This window comes from Acinetobacter sp. YH16053, assembly GCF_013417035.1.
Classification (GTDB): domain Bacteria; phylum Pseudomonadota; class Gammaproteobacteria; order Pseudomonadales; family Moraxellaceae; genus Acinetobacter; species Acinetobacter towneri.
In genome coordinates, this window is the sequence record NZ_VPEP01000005.1 from 50,757 (window position 1) to 69,103 (window position 18,347).

The 18,347-nt window shown below is 41.8% G+C and carries 18 protein-coding genes; 8 read left to right on the top strand and 10 right to left on the bottom strand.

The window, feature by feature from the left end; genetic code table 11:
• Positions 1-134: 134 nt before the first annotated feature.
• The gene (locus tag FTV43_RS06110) at positions 135-1,454 is read left to right on the top strand and encodes an MFS transporter (RefSeq protein ID WP_179995120.1); all 1,320 of its coding nucleotides are present in this window, start codon (positions 135-137) and stop codon (positions 1,452-1,454) included.
• Positions 1,455-1,458: 4 nt separating this feature from the next.
• Positions 1,459-2,094 carry a 2-polyprenyl-3-methyl-6-methoxy-1,4-benzoquinone monooxygenase gene (gene coq7, locus FTV43_RS06115; protein WP_004973212.1) on the top strand — a complete coding sequence of 212 codons (636 nt, stop codon included), beginning with the start codon at positions 1,459-1,461 and terminating at the stop codon, positions 2,092-2,094.
• 315 nt (positions 2,095-2,409) lie between these two features.
• On the opposite strand, the gene FTV43_RS06120 is transcribed toward coq7, so the two are convergent.
• The 8 genes from FTV43_RS06120 to FTV43_RS06155 form a co-directional block, all read right to left on the bottom strand.
• On the bottom strand, positions 2,410-2,847 hold the full coding sequence (locus FTV43_RS06120) for a 2-amino-4-hydroxy-6-hydroxymethyldihydropteridine diphosphokinase (RefSeq protein WP_179995121.1): 438 nt from the start codon (positions 2,845-2,847) through the stop codon (positions 2,410-2,412).
• Positions 2,804-3,184 (bottom strand): dihydroneopterin aldolase, encoded by a 381-nt coding sequence (gene folB / locus FTV43_RS06125; RefSeq protein ID WP_004973210.1) that lies wholly within the window; start codon positions 3,182-3,184, stop codon positions 2,804-2,806. Before folB ends, FTV43_RS06120 begins: the two co-directional genes overlap by 44 nt.
• Before the next feature lie 152 nt (positions 3,185-3,336).
• Positions 3,337-4,635, bottom strand: coding sequence for an AarF/ABC1/UbiB kinase family protein (locus tag FTV43_RS06130; protein ID WP_178865885.1), 1,299 nt, complete (start codon positions 4,633-4,635; stop codon positions 3,337-3,339).
• Between the two features lie 58 nt (positions 4,636-4,693).
• Complete coding sequence (locus FTV43_RS06135) at positions 4,694-5,422, bottom strand: HesA/MoeB/ThiF family protein (protein WP_179995174.1); 729 nt, start codon at positions 5,420-5,422, stop codon at positions 4,694-4,696.
• Positions 5,423-5,587: 165 nt separating this feature from the next.
• Positions 5,588-6,298, bottom strand: coding sequence for a hypothetical protein (locus FTV43_RS06140; protein WP_004973205.1), 711 nt, complete (start codon positions 6,296-6,298; stop codon positions 5,588-5,590).
• A 255-nt stretch (positions 6,299-6,553) separates the two neighbouring features.
• Positions 6,554-8,200: an AMP-binding protein gene (locus FTV43_RS06145; RefSeq protein WP_004973204.1), complete on the bottom strand. Its 1,647-nt coding sequence runs from the start codon at positions 8,198-8,200 to the stop codon at positions 6,554-6,556.
• Between the two features lie 276 nt (positions 8,201-8,476).
• Entirely contained in the window at positions 8,477-9,613 is a 1,137-nt protein-coding gene (locus FTV43_RS06150) for an acyl-CoA dehydrogenase family protein (RefSeq protein WP_178318659.1), read from the bottom strand.
• 148 nt (positions 9,614-9,761) lie between these two features.
• Positions 9,762-10,532 (bottom strand): 3-hydroxyacyl-CoA dehydrogenase, encoded by a 771-nt coding sequence (locus FTV43_RS06155; RefSeq protein WP_179995122.1) that lies wholly within the window; start codon positions 10,530-10,532, stop codon positions 9,762-9,764.
• Between the two features lie 142 nt (positions 10,533-10,674).
• Here FTV43_RS06155 and FTV43_RS06160 point away from each other — a divergent pair, with 142 nt between their 5' ends.
• The 3 genes from FTV43_RS06160 (at position 10,675) to FTV43_RS06170 (ending at position 13,426) form a co-directional block, all read left to right on the top strand.
• The gene (locus FTV43_RS06160; RefSeq protein WP_179995123.1) at positions 10,675-11,700 is read left to right on the top strand and encodes an AraC family transcriptional regulator; all 1,026 of its coding nucleotides are present in this window, start codon (positions 10,675-10,677) and stop codon (positions 11,698-11,700) included.
• A 260-nt stretch (positions 11,701-11,960) separates the two neighbouring features.
• Positions 11,961-12,311: a hypothetical protein gene (locus FTV43_RS06165; protein ID WP_004973198.1), complete on the top strand. Its 351-nt coding sequence runs from the start codon at positions 11,961-11,963 to the stop codon at positions 12,309-12,311.
• A gap of 203 nt (positions 12,312-12,514) precedes the next feature.
• A complete protein-coding gene (locus tag FTV43_RS06170; protein WP_004973196.1) occupies positions 12,515-13,426 on the top strand; it encodes a bestrophin family protein in 912 nt (303 codons plus the stop codon).
• Between the two features lie 114 nt (positions 13,427-13,540).
• On the opposite strand, the gene prmC is transcribed toward FTV43_RS06170, so the two are convergent.
• Both prmC and prfA read right to left on the bottom strand, forming a co-directional pair.
• Entirely contained in the window at positions 13,541-14,371 is an 831-nt protein-coding gene (prmC, locus tag FTV43_RS06175; RefSeq protein ID WP_131260809.1) for a peptide chain release factor N(5)-glutamine methyltransferase, read from the bottom strand.
• Positions 14,371-15,459, bottom strand: coding sequence for a peptide chain release factor 1 (gene prfA, locus FTV43_RS06180; RefSeq protein ID WP_004973192.1), 1,089 nt, complete (start codon positions 15,457-15,459; stop codon positions 14,371-14,373). The genes prmC and prfA overlap by 1 nt, the downstream gene beginning before the upstream one ends.
• 386 nt (positions 15,460-15,845) lie before the next feature.
• Here prfA and FTV43_RS06185 point away from each other — a divergent pair, with 386 nt between their 5' ends.
• From FTV43_RS06185 to FTV43_RS06195, 3 genes are all read left to right on the top strand, one after another.
• Complete coding sequence (locus tag FTV43_RS06185) at positions 15,846-16,271, top strand: glycine zipper 2TM domain-containing protein (protein ID WP_004973189.1); 426 nt, start codon at positions 15,846-15,848, stop codon at positions 16,269-16,271.
• Between the two features lie 245 nt (positions 16,272-16,516).
• On the top strand, positions 16,517-17,041 hold the full coding sequence (locus FTV43_RS06190; RefSeq protein ID WP_104852121.1) for a hypothetical protein: 525 nt from the start codon (positions 16,517-16,519) through the stop codon (positions 17,039-17,041).
• Positions 17,042-17,264: 223 nt separating this feature from the next.
• Positions 17,265-18,269, top strand: a complete 1,005-nt coding sequence (locus tag FTV43_RS06195) for an LLM class flavin-dependent oxidoreductase (protein WP_004973182.1) — start codon at positions 17,265-17,267, stop codon at positions 18,267-18,269.
• Positions 18,270-18,347 lie beyond the last annotated feature (78 nt).

The following is an 18,347-nucleotide window of genomic DNA, read 5'->3' on the forward strand; positions in this document are numbered from 1 at the left end:
ATCAACCCGCGTATAAACACCAATTTATTTGATTTTTTCATCAGTGAAAAGACTTGAAACATCATACATGATTTTCTGTACAATTATATCAAGTGGTCACATTTCTTAATAAAACTAAACGAAGTTAATCACGCATGAAAAAAAATGAACATTTGTTAAAGAGTCGTCGCTTTTTGCCGATGTTTCTCACCCAATTCTTTGGCGCACTCAATGATAACGTATATAAACAAGCGCTGCTTTTGGTCTTTACCTATGGATTGATTAGCCAGCAATCTGCAAATGTCAGCACCCTGAACAATTTGGCTGCCTTGCTGTTTATTTTGCCTTATTTCATTTTTTCTGCCACCGCAGGACAATTAGCAGACAAGTATGAACGTGCCCAATTGGTCCGTGCCATCAAACTGCTTGAAATTGTCATCATGCTGATTGGTACCGTTGGTTTTATTTTAGGAAATTTGTGGCTATTGCTGATTGCCTTATTTTTAATGGGCGCACAATCGACCTTTTTTGGCCCAATCAAATATGCCATTTTGCCTGAAGTACTCAAACCGCATGAACTGATGTCGGGCAATGCAATTTTCCAGTCAGGTACATCCATTGCAATTTTATTGGGGATGATTTTAGGCGGTGCAGTGATTTCGGTATCTGCAGGCAATTTAGTCTGGATTAGCTTAACTGTGGTGATTATTGCACTAATTGGTTATGCCTCAAGTCGTTTTGTGCTGACGCAGCGCGTCACGTCACCCGACATTCAAATTGACTGGAATTTTTTCCGCACCAGTTTCCAGACTTTAAAATATGCCAAAAGCCTGCCGATGATTTTTTTGATCTTACTTGGAAACTCTTGGTATTGGTTTTATGGGGCAACGTATTTAACCCAAATTCCACAACTCACTCAACAAAACTTGCATGCTTCTGAAAACGTGGTGAGTTTATTACTGACGCTCTTTTCTGTCGGTATCGGTGTGGGTTCTTTGCTCTGCCGTAAAATAGGCGGTACAGACGTTAATATTAAAATGGTGCCTATTGGCGCAGTCGGTTTAACCGTCTTTGCTTTTTATTTGGCAGGCGCATTGGCTTTTGTACCAGAAAAAACAGGTGCGCTATTGGGCTTAGCCGAAGTCTTTCAGCAAGGCTGGAGTTATTATCATGTCATGTGTGCAGTCACTTTACTGGGCATTAGTGGCGGTTTTTACATTGTGCCCTTGTATGCCATGATGCAAGCCTATTCCCCTCGCTCGCACCGCGCACGTGTGGTCGCAGCCAACAATATTTTAAATGCCATTTTTATGGTGTCGTCTGCGGTTTTCTCGATTTTAATCTTAAGTGTTTTAAAAATTGATTTAAAAATTCTATTTAGTATCACAGCGGTTTTAAGTGCCATTTTCACGATTTGGCTCTTGTTAAAGCTCAAGCCAATGTTAGATACTGCACAGGACTCTTTGGAGGATTAATTTCATGCGTCATTACACAGGCATCGACAAGTTTATTCATTCATTTGACCAAGCCTTACGTAGTTTAGTACCTGGCACAACTTCGGCTCAACGTGAAAACCCGGGCAATACGGTTGAAACCAAATTGGCTGTGAGTGAAGCACGTCATGTTGCAGGCTTAATGCGAGTAAACCATAGTGGTGAAGTCTGCGCACAAGCCTTATATCACGGTCAGGCTTTAACTGCGAAATTGCCCAATGTACGTCGTGAAATGGAACAGGCTGCAATTGAAGAACAAGACCATTTGGCGTGGTGCGAAGACCGCTTAAAAGAGTTAGACAGTCACACCAGTTTGCTTAATCCTGTATGGTATGGCTTGTCTTTTGGGATGGGTGCAATTGCAGGTATTGCGGGCGATAAATACAGTTTGGGTTTTGTGGCAGAAACTGAACGTCAAGTCAGCTTGCATTTAGAACATCATATTAGCCAATTGCCTGAACAAGATGATCGTTCACGTAAAATTCTAGTCCAAATGAATGAAGATGAATTGCATCATCGCGATACGGCGCTCAAAGCAGGTGGTGTAGATTTGCCTGTACCTGTACGTTTGACCATGACTGCGATTTCCAAGCTCATGACCAAGACCAGTTATTATATTTAATGAATTGATAACACTTAAACGCTCACAATTGTGGGCGTTTTTTTATGTCATTGGAATAGAAAACATCTCGATTAAAACGATCAAAAAATAACAGAGAAAGAGCCGATCTTGAGTTATCCCAAGATTTATCCGCAGATTTTGTGGATAGTTTTTAAGTGCAAAGCCGTATAAATACAGAAAAATATTATTTTTGATGGTTTTTCATACAAATATATCAGAAAGATATGACACGGTGATGTTAACCGAAACGAGATCACAGATCACAGCCAAAATTTAAAGATGTGTAGTACGAATCTACCCCTTTTATTGGCTGATTTATTCTTCACAACTCACAATTGGGTAGTCATGCTCTGGATGCACAAAAGCCTCATCTTGCCAAATATCCCACATTGGAATTTTAACATCTAAAGCCAGTGGCATTTTTTTCGGATTGAATTGCATTTGAGCTAAATTTTCACCCCACGCAATAATATCAATATCCAGCGGAATATCATGCGATGGACGCACACGCCCTGCTGCAACTTCCAATTCCTTAAGGATGACGTTTAGATGCTCAAAGCTTAAACGGCTTTTTAGCAAACAAGCAGAATTCCAATAGTCTGCACCAATTCCATCACGGCATGGAATCAGATAAATGTGCGAAAAATGCACTTCGCCCAATGCAGCAATTTGCTGATAGGCATTTTTAAACTGACGCGGTGCTTCGCAGTTACTCGCCAGAGCGAGGGCAAAAATCGTTTCGGTGGCGTTCAAGACGAATTCCTACAGAATTGGCTTCTGGAATAATGGCAGGTTTGCGAATGGTGATGGTAATGGATTCAATGGCGGCAAAAGTCGTAAAAAGTGCATCCAATACCAATTGTGCGGCATGCTCAATCAATTTGGGCGCAGCCTGCTGAATCACTTGCGCTGAAATGCTGCAAATTTCTGCATAATTGAGCGTGTCTTGCAACTCATCTGAAGCTGCAGCTTGGCTTAAATTGGTGGCAATAATCAAATCCAACATAAGCGGTTGTTGAATCTGACGCTCCCATGCAAAACAGCCGACGACTGTTTCTACCTTTAAGCCTTCAATGATAATTGCATCCATGACCACACTCTATATTTCATTTTAAATCCTTCTATCTCTGTCTATTGAAAGGGATATTTGCCGTATTTTAAAGCCACACTGAACTCATAAAACAAAAGATCGGTGGCTTTAAAACATGCAACCAGAAGGCTTGATTCGCCCAATATGGATAATTAATGCTTTAACAACAAATTCGGATCAATGCTTTGTACCATCTGCAATCGTTGATCGGCATAAATATCGGTATAAGGTGCTAAAACGCGCATGAAACGGTCAAAGTACAGCATTTGCTTGAACAGTAAAGCAAAGTCACGCGGGAAACGAATCCCATGACGCTCACCCACAGCAACCATATCGAGCATAATGTCATTTAAATCGGCAGGGTTAGAAGTCAGCAACTCTTGAGGATCGGCCAGCAATACGCCACTAAATAAACGCTCTAAATCTGCTGCCAAAACCTGAGTATCAATTTGCGTGTCAGTCATGCCCATTTTGAGCATATTTTCAGCCATAAGCGTGTAGTTGGTATTTTGTAGAGCATCCATAAAAGCCATACATGCAGTCCACACTTCAGGATTCAGCTGTCCAACAATACCAAAATCAATAAAGCCGACACGCCCATCTTCAAGCAACATCAGGTTGCCTGCGTGTAAATCGGCATGGAAACTGTTACACATCATCAAGCTACCAAACCATGTATTCATGGCAGTAATCAACACTTGCGATGGATCGTTAGATACTTGTTTCACCACGTCAAAATCGGTCAAAGGTACGCCATACAAACGCTGCATGGTCAATACGCGACGGGTGGAATATTGATGATAGACCTTAGGTGCAGTGGCTTTTGTATTTTGGGTTAAATTCAGATAATTAATAAAATCATCTAGGTTACGTGCTTCTTCAATAAAATCGACTTCACGCACCATACGGGTTTTGATTTCTTCGACAATATCGGCCAATGACGCAAATTTGACTTTGGGCACAGCTTTTTCGAGCAGTTTAGTCGCCCAGTGCAAGACGTTTAAATCGGTATAGAGAATAGTTTCTACCCCCGGTTTTTGCACTTTAATCACCACATCTTCTCCACTTACCAATTTTGCAGCATGCACTTGTGCGATAGATGCTGAAGCTAAAGGCTTTTCATCTATTGAGGCAAATATTTCATCTAAATTGCGCCCTGCAAATTCAGATGCCAATACTTGCTGCACATAGCTAAACGGTAAAGTTGGAGTTTGGTCTAAACAACCTTGAAACTCTTCGACATATTCACGCGGGAACAATGACGGTGTACTGGCAATAAACTGCCCAAGTTTAATGTAGGTTGAACCTAAAGATTCAAATGTTTCGCGCATGAGTTTGGCATTACTTGGCTTTTCAGTGGCATATTTAATGCCTGCTTTGGCTGCCACTACGGCAGTTTCACCCATGCGAGCAACTGAACGTAAACCATCTAACCAGATATTATTTTTCATCATGTCTGAGTCATATTAAAGTAGTGAGAGTTTAACAAAAAATTGCCAAGTAAAAAGGCTATCTTGCCTGACAAACTGGACAGTTGTGGTCTTGATCAAACGACAATAAGCGTTGTTTCATGCTTAAACCATCCCAAAGTAATAGCTTTTGTTTCAGCACGGTGTTGCCTAAACCCAAGTACAATAAGGCATGATGCGCTTGTAAACTGGCCATGACGTTGGGAGTGGTTGCCAATACGCCACTGTCAGCGCAGCGCAAACTTTCATTGGCATGTTGTTCTTTCGGGAACAGACATTCATAGCAAGCAGAATCACCTTCGACCATGAACATTTGCCCTTGAAAACCAATGGCAGAGGCACTGAGTAAAGGTACATTCAATTGTCGGCAATATTGATTGACCAAATATCGGGTACTGAAATTATCACAACCATCTAAAACTAGGTCTTGTTGGGCAACTAAAGTGCCTGCATTTTGCGCATCTAACAGCGTGGTTAAACAAACAATCTCGATATAAGGATTAATTTGCATTAATCTTTTTGCGAGAATTTCGGCCTTATAAAAGCCTAAATCTGCGGGGGTATAGGCGATTTGTCGTTGCAAATTACTGGTTTCAATCACATCAGCATCAATCAGAGTGATTTTTCCCACGCCTGCACGTGCAAGTAATTCTGCGCTTAAACAGCCAATCCCGCCACCCCCCACAACAAGTACGTTGGCCAGTTTTAATTTTTCTTGGGCTTCAATATCCCAGCCATCCAATAAAATTTGTCGGCTATATAGATGCATTTCTGCATCGCTCAATTCCAACTGAGTATCGAATATGCTTTCCAAGAAAATGCCCTATTCTGCAAAACCAAAACGCCAAGTATAACGGGTATTCAAAGCAAACCGCCATGACGGCGGTTGAATTGTTGCGTATTTGAACAGATGGAGATGTGCAAAACGACTTGCTTAAAAGTGCATCCGCATGCCTACGTTATAAGTAACGCCATCGGCATCGCCTATATATTCATTATAATAGGCAATTCCACCATTCCAGTAACATGCCGTATTCCCGACTTTGTCTGAGGTTGTCCCATCTTTACAGGTGGTATTCGAGGTGCTGTCATATAACCATTTATAACCGGCAGTGGCGTAAATCGAGAAATCAGGAACAAAGTTCAAACCGACTTCTACGCCCACAGGTAAAGTGACAAAATTGACATCATTGGCAAGCAGCTTTGAACTTGCGCCGCTATAACCTAGACCTGCGTATGTATTGAAATAAAAACCATGATAGCTGATCAGGTTTAAATTCCCGCCCATATTGAATTCATAATAATCCAAATCGTATTCATTGTTTTTTAAGAATTCCAATCTGCCATAAAAACCTGAGCGATGTGGCGTGGTGGAAACACCCAAAGCAAAACCATCTAGTTCTACTGTATCGCCACTGTCAAAATCTGCTTCAAAATTGGCGTATTCGGCAAAGACTGCATAATTTTTTTGTGGCGTTTTTGCTGCTGGATAGCTGGAATAGGCTGTACTTTCAGCAGTTGGCGCTGGGTTCCAGTTTTGTGCATAACTGCCAGAGGCACACAACAGTAAAGCTGCACCCATCCATATCGACTTCGTAAATATCCGCTTTGACGGCTGCGTGAAATTTAAATGAGCTGTTACCATGATGTTCTCCCCCAATATGTATTGCGCTGCCTACATGCTTTTATCGTAATCGAAGTACATGCAGCCTTGTTCATTGTGTCAGCATAAAGTTGAAAATATCACATCACCAATATGATGCACACATTTTCTATCGATTGAGTTCGTGCTTGCATAATCGGGTGGTTTAAATAAAGAATACAGATTTAAAAAAACGCCAATCTGTATGAATGGCGTTTTTCTTATGGCGCAATAATTAACAGGGCCTATTGGCTGAATTTAGCTCACTTTTTTAAAAGCATTTTGTTTTGCAATTTCTTGTTGCTTCAATAAATTACGCTGAATTTTTCCACTGGATGTTTTAGGCAAACTGCTGACAAATTCAATTTCTTTAGGATAGGCATGTTTCGATAAGCGTGAACGCACATACTGTTGCAGCTTTTCCTGCAATGCAGTGCTTGGTTGATATTGATTTTTTAACACCACAAAGGCTTTTACCACTTCTGTACGCTCTGGGTCTGGCTTACCAATTACTGCGGATTCAAGCACTTCCTCACATTCAAGCAAAGTACTTTCTACATCAAAAGGCCCGACACGATAACCCGAAGTTGTAATGACATCGTCTGCACGACCAATAAAATCAATCCCACCAAATTCATTTAAACGTACCGTATCACCCGTTAAATAATACTGTCCCACAAATGATTTACGGTCATCCCCATCGTAACCTTTGAACCACATTAAAGGCGATTGTGATTCATCCAGTGCAAGTGTGCCAATTTCGCCGTGAGCGACTTCCTGATGCTGTGCATTTAAAACCGCGAAACGATGTCCGGGAATAGCATAACCCGCAGAACCTACTTTTTTCTGATGTTCCAGTGCATGATGATTGGCAATCACCATCCCCAATTCGGTTTGTCCATATTGATCATAAATATTGACTTGTAAATCATGCTTAAACCAATGAATCACTTCTGGTGTGAGCGGCTCGCCTGCACTGCTAACCACACGCAGATGTCGTTGAATATCACCATCAAACTTTTCTTTAAAACCAAAGAACATTCTAAATGCGGTTGGTGAACCTGTTAAATTACTCACCTGATATTTACGGATAATTTCCAGTGCATGATCAACACTAAATGGACGTTCATCCATAATAATGCTATGCCCCAAACTCAGTGGCCCTGTAATACCGTAATACAAGCCATAAGCCCAACCAGGGTCGGCTAAATTCCAAAATGAATCTTCTGCTCTTAAATCGACTGCATGCTGCATATAACCTTTAAATGCCACAATGGCTTTTAAAGGCACAGGTACAGATTTAGCTAAACCCGTAGTGCCTGATGTAAACATCATCAGAAAATCATCTTGAAAACTGCGATACACGGTTTCAAAGTAAGTGTCTTGAGTGCTTAGAACTTGCCAAAAATCTGTATCATGGTTTTGAGCTTGATTTGCTGCGTCCACAGTTAAAATTTTCACATTAGACAAGGCATTTAGTTTTGGACGCTGCTCAGTATTGGTCACAATGAGCTGCGTCTTTGCAGTTTGAATACGGTGCTCAATCGCTTTAGATTCAAAGGCTGTAAATAAAGGCTGATACACTGCCCCAATGCGCCATGTGGCAAAAACCGTAATTAACAATTCAGGCGTACGCGGCAATAATCCTGCAATACAATCACCTGCTTTTAAGCCCAGTTGAGTAAAATAATTTGCCAATTTTCCAGATGCTTCTGCCAGTTGATCAAATGTCCACGATGCAGTTTGACCGTGTTTGCCTTCCCAAATTAAGGCAGTTTGTTGAGTACCCGTATAGCGTCCGCAACATTCTTCATAGGCATTAAGTGCCGTTGGCGTTCCTGCCAATTGGGTTTGAATCAGTTGCTCAATATCAAACTGTTGATATGCCTCTTGCAAAGTTTTCATTCTTTTAAGCTCCGTCTTAAACTGATGACACTGCAATTCATTTGCAGCAATATGCGTTATTGTTTTAACCGTTTTTACAAGTTAGGATTGAATCGCTCTTTAAAATTTAAATTAGGTTTGCTGTGTTGAAGTCAATCATGCAACGCAATCACGACATGATCTTCGCGTATTTTTCAATCAAGTTAGCTAAACATGATTTGAACATTTTCTCAATTTCCACATCCTGCAATAACCTTGCAAGCTTTGGACACCGACTAAAGTTTTAGATACTCAGCTTTAACGCTTAGTCACTTCACGTGCAATCACCAAACGCTGAATATCGGATGCACCTTCATAAATTTGGCTAACGCGCACATCGCGGTAAATACGTTCAACTGGGAAATCAGATACATAGCCATAGCCCCCATGTATTTGAATCGCATCTGAACACACACGCTCTGCCATGGTTGAAGCAAAAAGCTTGGCCATAGATGCTTCTTTTAAACACGGTAAGCCTGCATCTTTGAGGCTTGCGGCATGTAGAATAAGCTGTCGTGCAGCTTCAATCTGTGTTGCCATATCTGCCAAGCGAAACGCGACTGCCTGATGTTGCACAATTTCAACTCCAAAAGCTTTACGCTCATTGGCATAGTCCACGGCTGCATCTAAAGCTGCTCGCGCCATACCCACCGATTGCGCGGCAATACCAATACGCCCCGACTCTAAATTAGAGAGTGCAATTTTGTAGCCTTCACCTTCTTGCCCCAATAGGTTTTCTGCAGGAATACGGCAGTTTTCCAACACGATGGTGGCGGTATCGGAACAGTGCTGTCCCATTTTGTCTTCTAAACGTGCCACGATATAACCTGGTGTGTTCGTCGGGACTAAAAAGCAGGAAATGCCTTTTTTACCCGCAGTTTTGTCCGTTACAGCAAAAACTAAAGCAACATCTGCATATTTGCCTGTGGTGATAAACTGCTTGGTGCCATTTAAAACCCAATCCTCGCCATCTTTTTCAGCTTTACATTCAATCGCGCTGGCATCAGAGCCGACTTGTGGTTCAGTTAAACAAAAGCAGCCTAACCATTCGCCTGTTGCCAGTTTAGTTAAATATTTTTGTTTTTGCGCCTCTGTGCCGTAGCGTTGTGTAATTCCGCATGGCAATGAGTTTTGCACACTCACAATCGTTGAAACTGCACCATCACCCGCAGCAATTTCTTCTAAGGCTAAAACGAGAGATACATAATCTAAACCTGCACCGCCCCATTCTTCTGCAACGGTCATGCCCAAAGCACCTAGCTCACCCAGTTCTTTTAACTCCTTTGCAGGGAATTCAGCAGTTTTATCACGTGCTGCTGCAGTTGGCTTAAGCTTTTCCTGTGCATAACTGCGCAGCATATCCTGAATCATTTTTTGTTCATGGCTTAAAATCATGGTGACCCTCTGTGTATATGGTAGATGTTGTTTTTGTCAGAAATGCGCGCAACATCCTTGTGCTGTATTGCAACGGTTTTTTAGTATCCAGTTTTTCAATACTTGAATTTTTGCTTAGGCTATTTTATGGAGATATCATCGTCATAACTTATTTCGGTTGCATACGAATTGCGCCATCCAAACGAATCACTTCACCGTTTAAATAACCATTTTCAAAAATATGACCCACCAATTGCGCAAATTCTTCAGGCTTTGCCAAACGTGGTGGAAATGGCACCATTTGCCCTAAAGCATCTTGCACATGCTGTGGAAATGCTTTCAGCATCGGGGTTTCCATAATACCGGGGGCAATCGTCATCACCCGAATGGCTTCACGTGCCAATTCACGTGCCAAAGGCAGCGTCATCCCCACAATTGCACCTTTCGATGCAGAATACGCACTTTGTCCAATCTGCCCATCAAATGCTGCAACCGAAGCAGTATTCACAATCACACCACGCTCTTCTTCATCGGCGGCTAAGTCATATTTCGCCATCAGTTGTGCCGCAAAACGGATCATATTAAAACTGCCCGTGACATTAATATTCAGCACTTTTTGGAACATTGCCAAATCATGCAAACCACCACGTCCCAAGACTTTGGCAGACGGTGCAATGCCTGCACAATTCACCAAGCCATTTAACTGTCCGTATTTTTGCTCAATATGGTTAAAAAGCTGCTGTACTTGGTTTTCATCGGTCACGTCTACAGCTACGAAGTCTGCATTTTCGCCCAATTGCTGTTGAAGCTGCTGCCCAAGTTCTTGATTCATATCAACCAAAATAACTTTTGCACCTTGCGCAACTAAATGTTGTGCAGTCGCAGCGCCTAAACCCGATGCACCACCCGTGACCACACAGACTTTTCCTTGAATTTTCATTTTATTTTCCTTATAAATTTTCAGGTTGATACAACTTAAGAAACAGATTAATCACACTCAAGCTAGAGTACAATTTCCAAACCCTGCATCGACTATGATGTATTTGAACACTCAACTTGTAAATGGAATACCACGCCATCCCATGAATGCAACTCAGCTCACTTACAGCAAAGGTACAATTTCAATTGCTTTAGTCCATGAAGCTTTGCATACTGCACAGCAACGCGGCATGGATACGCATGCGATTTTGCAGACGGCGGGTATTCCTGCAGAGCTGTTACATTCCAACAAAGCGAGGGTGTCAATTCAGCAATATGGTCAATTGTGGATTGCACTGGCAGATGCCATGAACGATGAATTTTTTGGCATGGACAGCCATGCTATGCGTCGTGGCAGTTATCAACTCTTGTCTAAATGGGTGTACCAAGCAGAGCATTTAAAGGCCGCATTACAGGACATTTTAAATTTCTTTAATTTAATACTGGATGATTTTTCAGGTGAATTAAACGTAGATGGTGAATATGCAATCTTAACCATTCACGATAAAGATCAAGTGAAACCGATGTTTAGTTATGCCACTTATTTAATGCTGATTCATGGCTTGATGTGCTGGCTGACAGGACAACGTATCGCTATTTTAAACATGCAACTCAAATGTGCTGCCCCGCAGGATGATGCTGATTATCGTGTCCGTTTCTGTGATGAAATTGAATATGCGTGTACAGCGCATAAGATTTATTTTGAGGCAAAACATCTTGATTTAAAAATCAAGCAGGATAAAAAAAGTTGGAAACGCTTTTTAAAACAAACACCTTTTAACCTTTTGGTGCGTTATAAAAACCCACATGCGCTGAGTCATAAAATCCGTAAACAATTAATGCGATTGCCGCCGAGTGAGTGGTTAGAACTGAACGAATTAACCCAACATTTCAATATGTCTGAAGCGACGTTCCAACGGCGTTTAAAGCAGGAAGGCACCAGCTATCAGCAATTAAAAAATGAAATCCGTCGAGATACGGCAATTGAATTGTTGAGCAAAACCCAACAATCACTTCAGGAAATTAGCGATCAATTAAATTTCCATGATCCTAGCGCTTTTCATCGTGCCTTTAAAAAATGGACTGGGGTCAATCCTGGTGCATATCGACAATATACCGAAAGCTCATAATTGAAAGCTCATAATTGCGTGACTTATCACCTACTACTCAGCCACTATTTTGTGTATTTTACAAACAACTTAATTATAAAAGAAAACTCATCGCTGTGATTTCAAGGTTGAGCAGTGAACTGGACGTTCATCGGCACTGCATTGTCAAAGTATTAAATTTAGTTTACTTTTCAATCAATTTAAAGCATAAATTTTATGCAATTCGGCTGTCATACTCCCCCTGTAATATTAAATGTACGAGCATCTTTGGAGGTTTCCCCATGCTTAAGATGATGGATGTACTTGAACACAATCTAGTTCAAAATTTCTCTCACTCCCTCAACCAAGCTTCTGAACAATTAGATGAATTACTCAATCAAAGTATTCTAAATACCTCAGAAGAGCAGTTACGTAATGTCATGTCTGCGTTTTTCAAACGTGAAGATGCACTTGAAGCAGCGCAAGCCCTAGATATTTGCCAAGAAGATTTACAATCTTTACAAGCAGGTTTGGCTCTCAAAGATGAACACCTGTGCGATACCGCTAAAATTGTTGCACTATGTTTAGCTTTAGAAACAGACAGTTTGGCACAAGTTGAAATTCCTGACTGTTTGCAAGATTACCCGATGTAAACTAAAACTTCGGGTATTCATTTGCTGAAAGTATTTAAAAAGTGATGTCTTCATGGCATCACTTTTTTATTGGCTGTTGCAATAATAAATAAGAAAAATTGACTTTAAGCCGCTTGCTGCTTTTTGAATCAAAAGCTAGCTATCATCTTGCCAAGCGTTGTTTGTCTATGAAACACTAAGGACAGCTTCAAGGATGCATCAAGATGATTATTCGCAATAAAAACAACAGTTTTACCCTACTGTTTGCATGGTATGGGACAATTTTACCCACGGTCTTACCTGCACTTGCAATTGTGGTCTTCCTTTCTACGGTCTTAGTGTATTTGTCTTCTCACCACTTTTTTCAAGTCCCTAGCGTACCTGCCATTGGCTTTACCATTTTCGGTATTATTTTGTCTATCTTCCTTAGTTTTAGAAATAACGCCAGTTATGAACGTTGGTGGGAAGGTCGAAAATTGTGGGGGACGTTAATTGCAACATCACGGCATATTTCACGTGACTCATACGTACTGCCAGATCAACAGCGTCGGGTCTTGATGTATCGGGTCATGTTGTTTAGTAATTTATTGCGTAACCGTTTACGCAATCAAAACCAACCTATCGATTTTTATCAAAACAAAGTCAACCTCACATCTGCAGATTATGAAGCATTATTTCCGCATATTAATGCCGCACAGTTTATTTTAGAAAGCATTCAAAAAGAGTTAGTCAGCGCACTGAAAACAGGTGAAATTTCCGATATTATTTATCAAGGCTTGAATCAACATATTGTTGAATTGGGTAATGTGCAAGCAGGTTGCGATCGAATTCTCAGCACACCCTTGCCTTTTTCTTATTCAGTCTTGTTGCACCGCACTGTGTATTGCTTCTGCTTTATTCTGCCTTTTAGTTTAGAAGCAAGTTTAGGAATCTGGACACCAATTTTGGTGGGTTTAATTGCCTATTTATTCTTAGGTTTAGATGCTCTCAGCGAACAACTTGAAGAACCTTTTGGCCTGCAAGACAATGATTTACCGCTCAACTCCATGGTGCGATTAATTGAACGGGAAATGCTGAGTTCACTTGGCGAAGAACTGCCACCTGCAATTTTGGCAGTGAAAGGCAACCTAAGCTGACATCAGTTGAGTTGAGGCTCATAAATTGGCCTTGCACTTAAACTTTGCTAATCATTCGTCTATGTTTGCAAGCTGATAAATAGATCTCACAAGATTTTTAACTGATATAACACATCAGCCAGCAAGCCATTGTGCTAAAGTCACCCGATCATTGCCTGCATAATCTTTGACTGTACGAATGTCAGAAAAACCGTGTTCTGCAAAAATCGCTTGCACTGCTAAAGCTTGGTCATAGCCATGCTCTAGTGCAATCCATCCATTTGCTTTCAGCCAGTGCTTACCCTGCGAAATAATCTGCAGAATATCTGCCAAACCCTGATCTGCTGCCACCAATGCACGTTCAGGCTCTGCTGCCAAAGCAGACATGTGTGCATCATTAGCATCTATATACGGCGGATTAGATACAATTAAATCAAAACGTGGCTCGGCTGCTGAACCCAATGCCTCAAACCATGCACCACAGGCAAATTGCACCTGATTTAAAGCATGCTTGCTTGCATTTTCTTGAGCAACTGCAAGCGTTGGCAGGTAAATATCGGTTGCGGTTACCTGCCAATCTGGACGTTCAGATGCTAAAGCCAAAGCAATCGCCCCTGTACCTGTGCCTAAATCGACAATTACAGCATCACGTTGTAATGACAAAGCCAACACAGTTTCGACCAAAACCTCGGTATCAGGACGTGGCACCAAAGTATCGTGCGTGACTTTTAAATCCAGTGTCCAAAATGGCTGTGAACCTGTGATATACGCCAAAGGCTCGCCTGCTGCTATACGTGCCAAAGCCTGCACATACATCTGCTCTTGCGCGGCACTCAATTCCTGATCTGCACGATATTTTAATTCAAGCGCACTGAGTCCTAAAAAATGCTCTAACAACCAAATATTTTCTTGACGCTCATAGCTATCGACTTCACCACGTAGCGCCAAGGCTTGTGCAATATTCATTAACCACCGTTTTGCTGAGCAAGCATCGCCAACTGATCTGCCTGATATTCACGATGCAGACTATCTAGTAGTTCAGTTAAATCACCTTCCATCACCGCATCCAACTTATATAAAGTCAGGTTAATACGATGATCTGTCATACGTCCTTGCGGATAGTTATAGGTACGAATACGCTCAGAACGGTCACCCGAACCCACCAAATCACGACGCATTTCTGAAGTTGCTGCATCTGCTGCAGCACGTTTGGCATTTTCCAAACGTGATGCCAACAACGCCATCGCTTTCGCTTTGTTTTTATGCTGTGAACGCTCTTCCTGACATTCCACCACAGTACCCGTCGGAATGTGGGTTATACGCACTGCAGAGTCGGTTTTGTTAACGTGCTGACCACCCGCACCCGAAGCACGATAGGTATCGATACGCAAATCGGCAGGGTTAATATCTACCGTGGTGTCTACATCTACTTCAGGTAAAATTGCCACAGTACACGCTGATGTATGCACACGACCTTGCGATTCAGTCGCAGGAACACGTTGCACACGATGTGCGCCACTTTCAAACTTCAAACGACCATACACGCCTTCGCCATTCACCAAGCAAATGACTTCTTTATATCCGCCGTGTTCACCTTCATTTTCAGATAAAATTTCGATTCTCCAGCCCTGACTCTCTGCATATTTGCTATACATGCGGAATAAGTCACCCGAAAAAATCGCAGCTTCATCGCCCCCAGTCCCTGCACGAATCTCCAAATAAGCCGAGTTAGCATCATTCGGGTCTTTTGGAATCATTAAAATATTTAAATCAGCTTCAAGTTGCTGAATTAGGGCTTTATTGTCTTTAATTTCTTCTTGCGCCATTTCCTTAAAATCAGGATCAGACAACATTGCTTCGGCTGTTTCAATATCGGCTTCAGCTTGTGTGTATTGTGACCACACTGCCGTAATTTCGTCTAAATCACTGTGTTCGCGTGATAATTGACGAAAACGCTTGTTATCTGAAATCACTTCAACATCTGCCAACAAAGCAGTCAATTCTTCATGGCGGTCAGAAAGCTGATCTAATCGTAAACGTAACGATTCTTTCATTGTTTAAAAAATCTCAATGCAAAGGCTGTTACATGCAACACGCAGCACAGCGAAATAAAAAATTGCGCATAGTTTACCGATTCTACCACCCAAATAACATAATTATTAAGTCTGTACGATGTTTGAAATGCCTATCTGCAGATGTTCTAGCAGTATTTCTGCTTGATGATGCTGTGCATTGCGGTGAATGTACAACTCACCAAGTACCGCAATTAGCATCCGCATTTGGACATTTTTTTAGCAATTTTAATCAAACTCATACAAAGCCCACACCAAAGAACACCAATCTCGTCTGCACTCTCCACATTTTAAAAGCGGCGCTTTGTTAAATTGAGCCCATCAAAATTGATCATAAATAAGTCCTGTAAATGGACATGGAGTTCAACATGAAACTTAATGCAATGTTAATGACAGCAGCTTTAGCCACAGCTTCAATGCTCAGTGCCAACGTTTATGCAGACAATACTACGCGCGTTGCCGCAGCCAGTGCTTTAGGCAGTGTTGCAGGTACAGCTATTGGTAAAAATATGGGTGGTACTACGGGTGCAACACTAGGCGCTGCCTTAGGCGGTGCTGGTGGTGCAGCCGTGGCGAGTGATAAGCGTCATCGTACTGAATCTGCAATTGGTGGTGCTTTGGGTGGTGGTGCGGGTTATACCGTAGGTAAAAATATGGGCGGTACCAATGGTGGTTATATTGGTTCAGCTTTAGGTGCAGCAGGTGGTGCAGCACTCGGCAATAAAATCTCGAAAGATAAAGAATATGACCGCTATCAAGAACGTAAATGGAAGAAAAAACGCAACCGTCGTTAATCTTGAACGATAGGCATAGAGCAGCAAAAAAGCATCAACACAGGTTTGATGCTTTTTTATAGGATTAATTTTTCTTCATATATCAGTTCAAAAAAACGACCATAATCAATATGAAGAAATTTAGCAGTGCAATTACAAAGTCTTTACCAAACTTTGCAGATTTACCTCATTGCCCTTCACGATCTTTGCCATCTGTTTCTATATCTTCATTACAAAACATATTAATCAATATTTGGAGCATCCGCATGAAACTTAATCGTATTTTATTGGGTAGCGTTATCGCAAGTTCTGCCTTGCTTATGAGTACTGCGCATGCAAACGATACACGTGTTGCCGTAAGTTCTGCCTTGGGTGGTGCTGTCGGAGCAGCAATTGGTCAACAAATGGGTGGACAAACAGGCGCGATGATTGGTTCAGCCATTGGTGGTGCGGGCGGTGCTGCAGCTTCTGCCAATAAACGTGACCGTAACGGTGCCATGATTGGTGCTGCCTTGGGCGGTGCAGGTGGATATAGCGTTGGTCGCAATATGGCAGGCAACAATGGTGGCTATGTCGGTGCAGGACTCGGTTCTGCAGGTGGTGCAGTATTAGGTCAAAAAGTTAGCGAAGACCGTCGAGATGACCGCTATGACAACAAACGCTACGATGATCGTTATGACCGCCGCTATGATAGCCGTGGCTATCGCTACAATGACTACCGTTATAATGACCGTTACCGCAAAGACAATGGCTTACATTTAGGTCACTATAAAAATGGTAAACGTCGTTAATTTCTCACGATACTTCTAACTTCTTCAGCACCTTCGGGTGCTTTTTGTTTGCTGACTACTTGCTTGGATAAATGTTTTTTTATAAAGCGTGCTTTTTGGATGAATGTCGCGCGTTGTTAAATGGCAATATCTCATGACTCGCCCATATATCGAAAATTTTCGATATACAAAATCAGTGCAGCATCGTATGATAAAACTCTCTTTAATCAAGCTGGAATAAATGATGCGTTCCCTGCAAGACACAAAATTTGCCATTCTTGAACTCGCACCTGTACGTGATGATCAATCAGTACAGTTTTCACTGCATCATGCACTTGAATTAGCACGACACGCAGAACAACTCGGCTATGACCGTTTGTGGTTGGCGGAACATCATAATATGGATGGCATTGCCAGCTCAGCAACCGCAGTTCTTTTGGGTTATTTATTAGCAAATACGCAAAAAATTAAACTCGGTTCTGGCGGTATTATGCTCCCCAACCACGCACCGTTAGTGGTCGCTGAACAGTTTGGAACTTTAGCGACTTTATATCCTAACCGTATTGAACTCGGTTTAGGTCGCGCACCAGGCACAGATCAAGTGACCATGCGTGCGCTGCGTCGTGGGCGACAGGAAACTGAAGATCAATTTCCGCAAGATGTTTTAGAAATTTTGCATTACTTTAAAGATGCTGAACCACAACAACGTATTGTTGCTACGCCAGGACAAGGGACACACGTTCCTGTATGGTTGCTTGGTTCAAGTTTATTTAGCGCACAACTTGCTGCAAAATTAGGACTACCCTACTCATTTGCCTCACACTTCGCCCCGCGTATGCTTGCTCAAGCCATTCAGTTATATCGTGACAATTTTGAGCCTTCAGAATATTTAGAGCGGCCTTATGTGTCTATGGGTGTGCCAACAGTGGTTGCAGATACCGACCAAGAAGCAGAATTTTTGGCGACTAGTGCCTATCAGCGTGTTTTAGGTTTAATGCGTGGACAAAGCCTAAAACTCAAAGCTCCAGTCGAAAGTATGGATGGCTTATGGTCACCTGCAGAAAAAATGTCAGTTGATAGTTTTTATGCCATGGCGCAAATTGGCTCAAAGGCGACTGTCAAAGCAGGATTGGAAAACTTATTGGCGAAGTATGATGTCGATGAGTTTATTTTTACCTGTGACATCTATGACACAGAAAAACGCTTACATAACTTTGATTTGCTCATGCAAATGAAGTTAGATACTTAATTAGCTCCGACCTTGTAGTTCTATTGAGCTACAAGGTTTCATCAATTAAAAACATTTAAAATAAATAACTTAAATCCG

Excerpts from the sequence above, each read along its gene's own strand:
- FTV43_RS06110 (WP_179995120.1), top strand. The coding sequence starts at position 135 with ATGAAAAAAAATGAACATTTGTTAAAGAGTCGTCGCTTTTTGCCGATG.
- folB (WP_004973210.1), bottom strand. The coding sequence starts at position 3,184 with ATGGATGCAATTATCATTGAAGGCTTAAAGGTAGAAACAGTCGTCGGC.
- FTV43_RS06185 (WP_004973189.1), top strand. The coding sequence starts at position 15,846 with ATGAAACTTAATGCAATGTTAATGACAGCAGCTTTAGCCACAGCTTCA.
- FTV43_RS06145 (WP_004973204.1), bottom strand. The coding sequence starts at position 8,200 with ATGAAAACTTTGCAAGAGGCATATCAACAGTTTGATATTGAGCAACTG.
- FTV43_RS06150 (WP_178318659.1), bottom strand. The coding sequence starts at position 9,613 with ATGATTTTAAGCCATGAACAAAAAATGATTCAGGATATGCTGCGCAGT.
- FTV43_RS06140 (WP_004973205.1), bottom strand. The coding sequence starts at position 6,298 with ATGGTAACAGCTCATTTAAATTTCACGCAGCCGTCAAAGCGGATATTT.
- FTV43_RS06155 (WP_179995122.1), bottom strand. The coding sequence starts at position 10,532 with ATGAAAATTCAAGGAAAAGTCTGTGTGGTCACGGGTGGTGCATCGGGT.
- prmC (WP_131260809.1), bottom strand. The coding sequence starts at position 14,371 with ATGAATATTGCACAAGCCTTGGCGCTACGTGGTGAAGTCGATAGCTAT.
- coq7 (WP_004973212.1), top strand. The coding sequence starts at position 1,459 with ATGCGTCATTACACAGGCATCGACAAGTTTATTCATTCATTTGACCAA.
- FTV43_RS06130 (WP_178865885.1), bottom strand. The coding sequence starts at position 4,635 with ATGAAAAATAATATCTGGTTAGATGGTTTACGTTCAGTTGCTCGCATG.
- FTV43_RS06195 (WP_004973182.1), top strand. The coding sequence starts at position 17,265 with ATGCGTTCCCTGCAAGACACAAAATTTGCCATTCTTGAACTCGCACCT.
- FTV43_RS06160 (WP_179995123.1), top strand. The coding sequence starts at position 10,675 with ATGAATGCAACTCAGCTCACTTACAGCAAAGGTACAATTTCAATTGCT.
- FTV43_RS06165 (WP_004973198.1), top strand. The coding sequence starts at position 11,961 with ATGCTTAAGATGATGGATGTACTTGAACACAATCTAGTTCAAAATTTC.
- prfA (WP_004973192.1), bottom strand. The coding sequence starts at position 15,459 with ATGAAAGAATCGTTACGTTTACGATTAGATCAGCTTTCTGACCGCCAT.
- FTV43_RS06190 (WP_104852121.1), top strand. The coding sequence starts at position 16,517 with ATGAAACTTAATCGTATTTTATTGGGTAGCGTTATCGCAAGTTCTGCC.
- FTV43_RS06135 (WP_179995174.1), bottom strand. The coding sequence starts at position 5,422 with ATGCATCTATATAGCCGACAAATTTTATTGGATGGCTGGGATATTGAA.
- FTV43_RS06170 (WP_004973196.1), top strand. The coding sequence starts at position 12,515 with ATGATTATTCGCAATAAAAACAACAGTTTTACCCTACTGTTTGCATGG.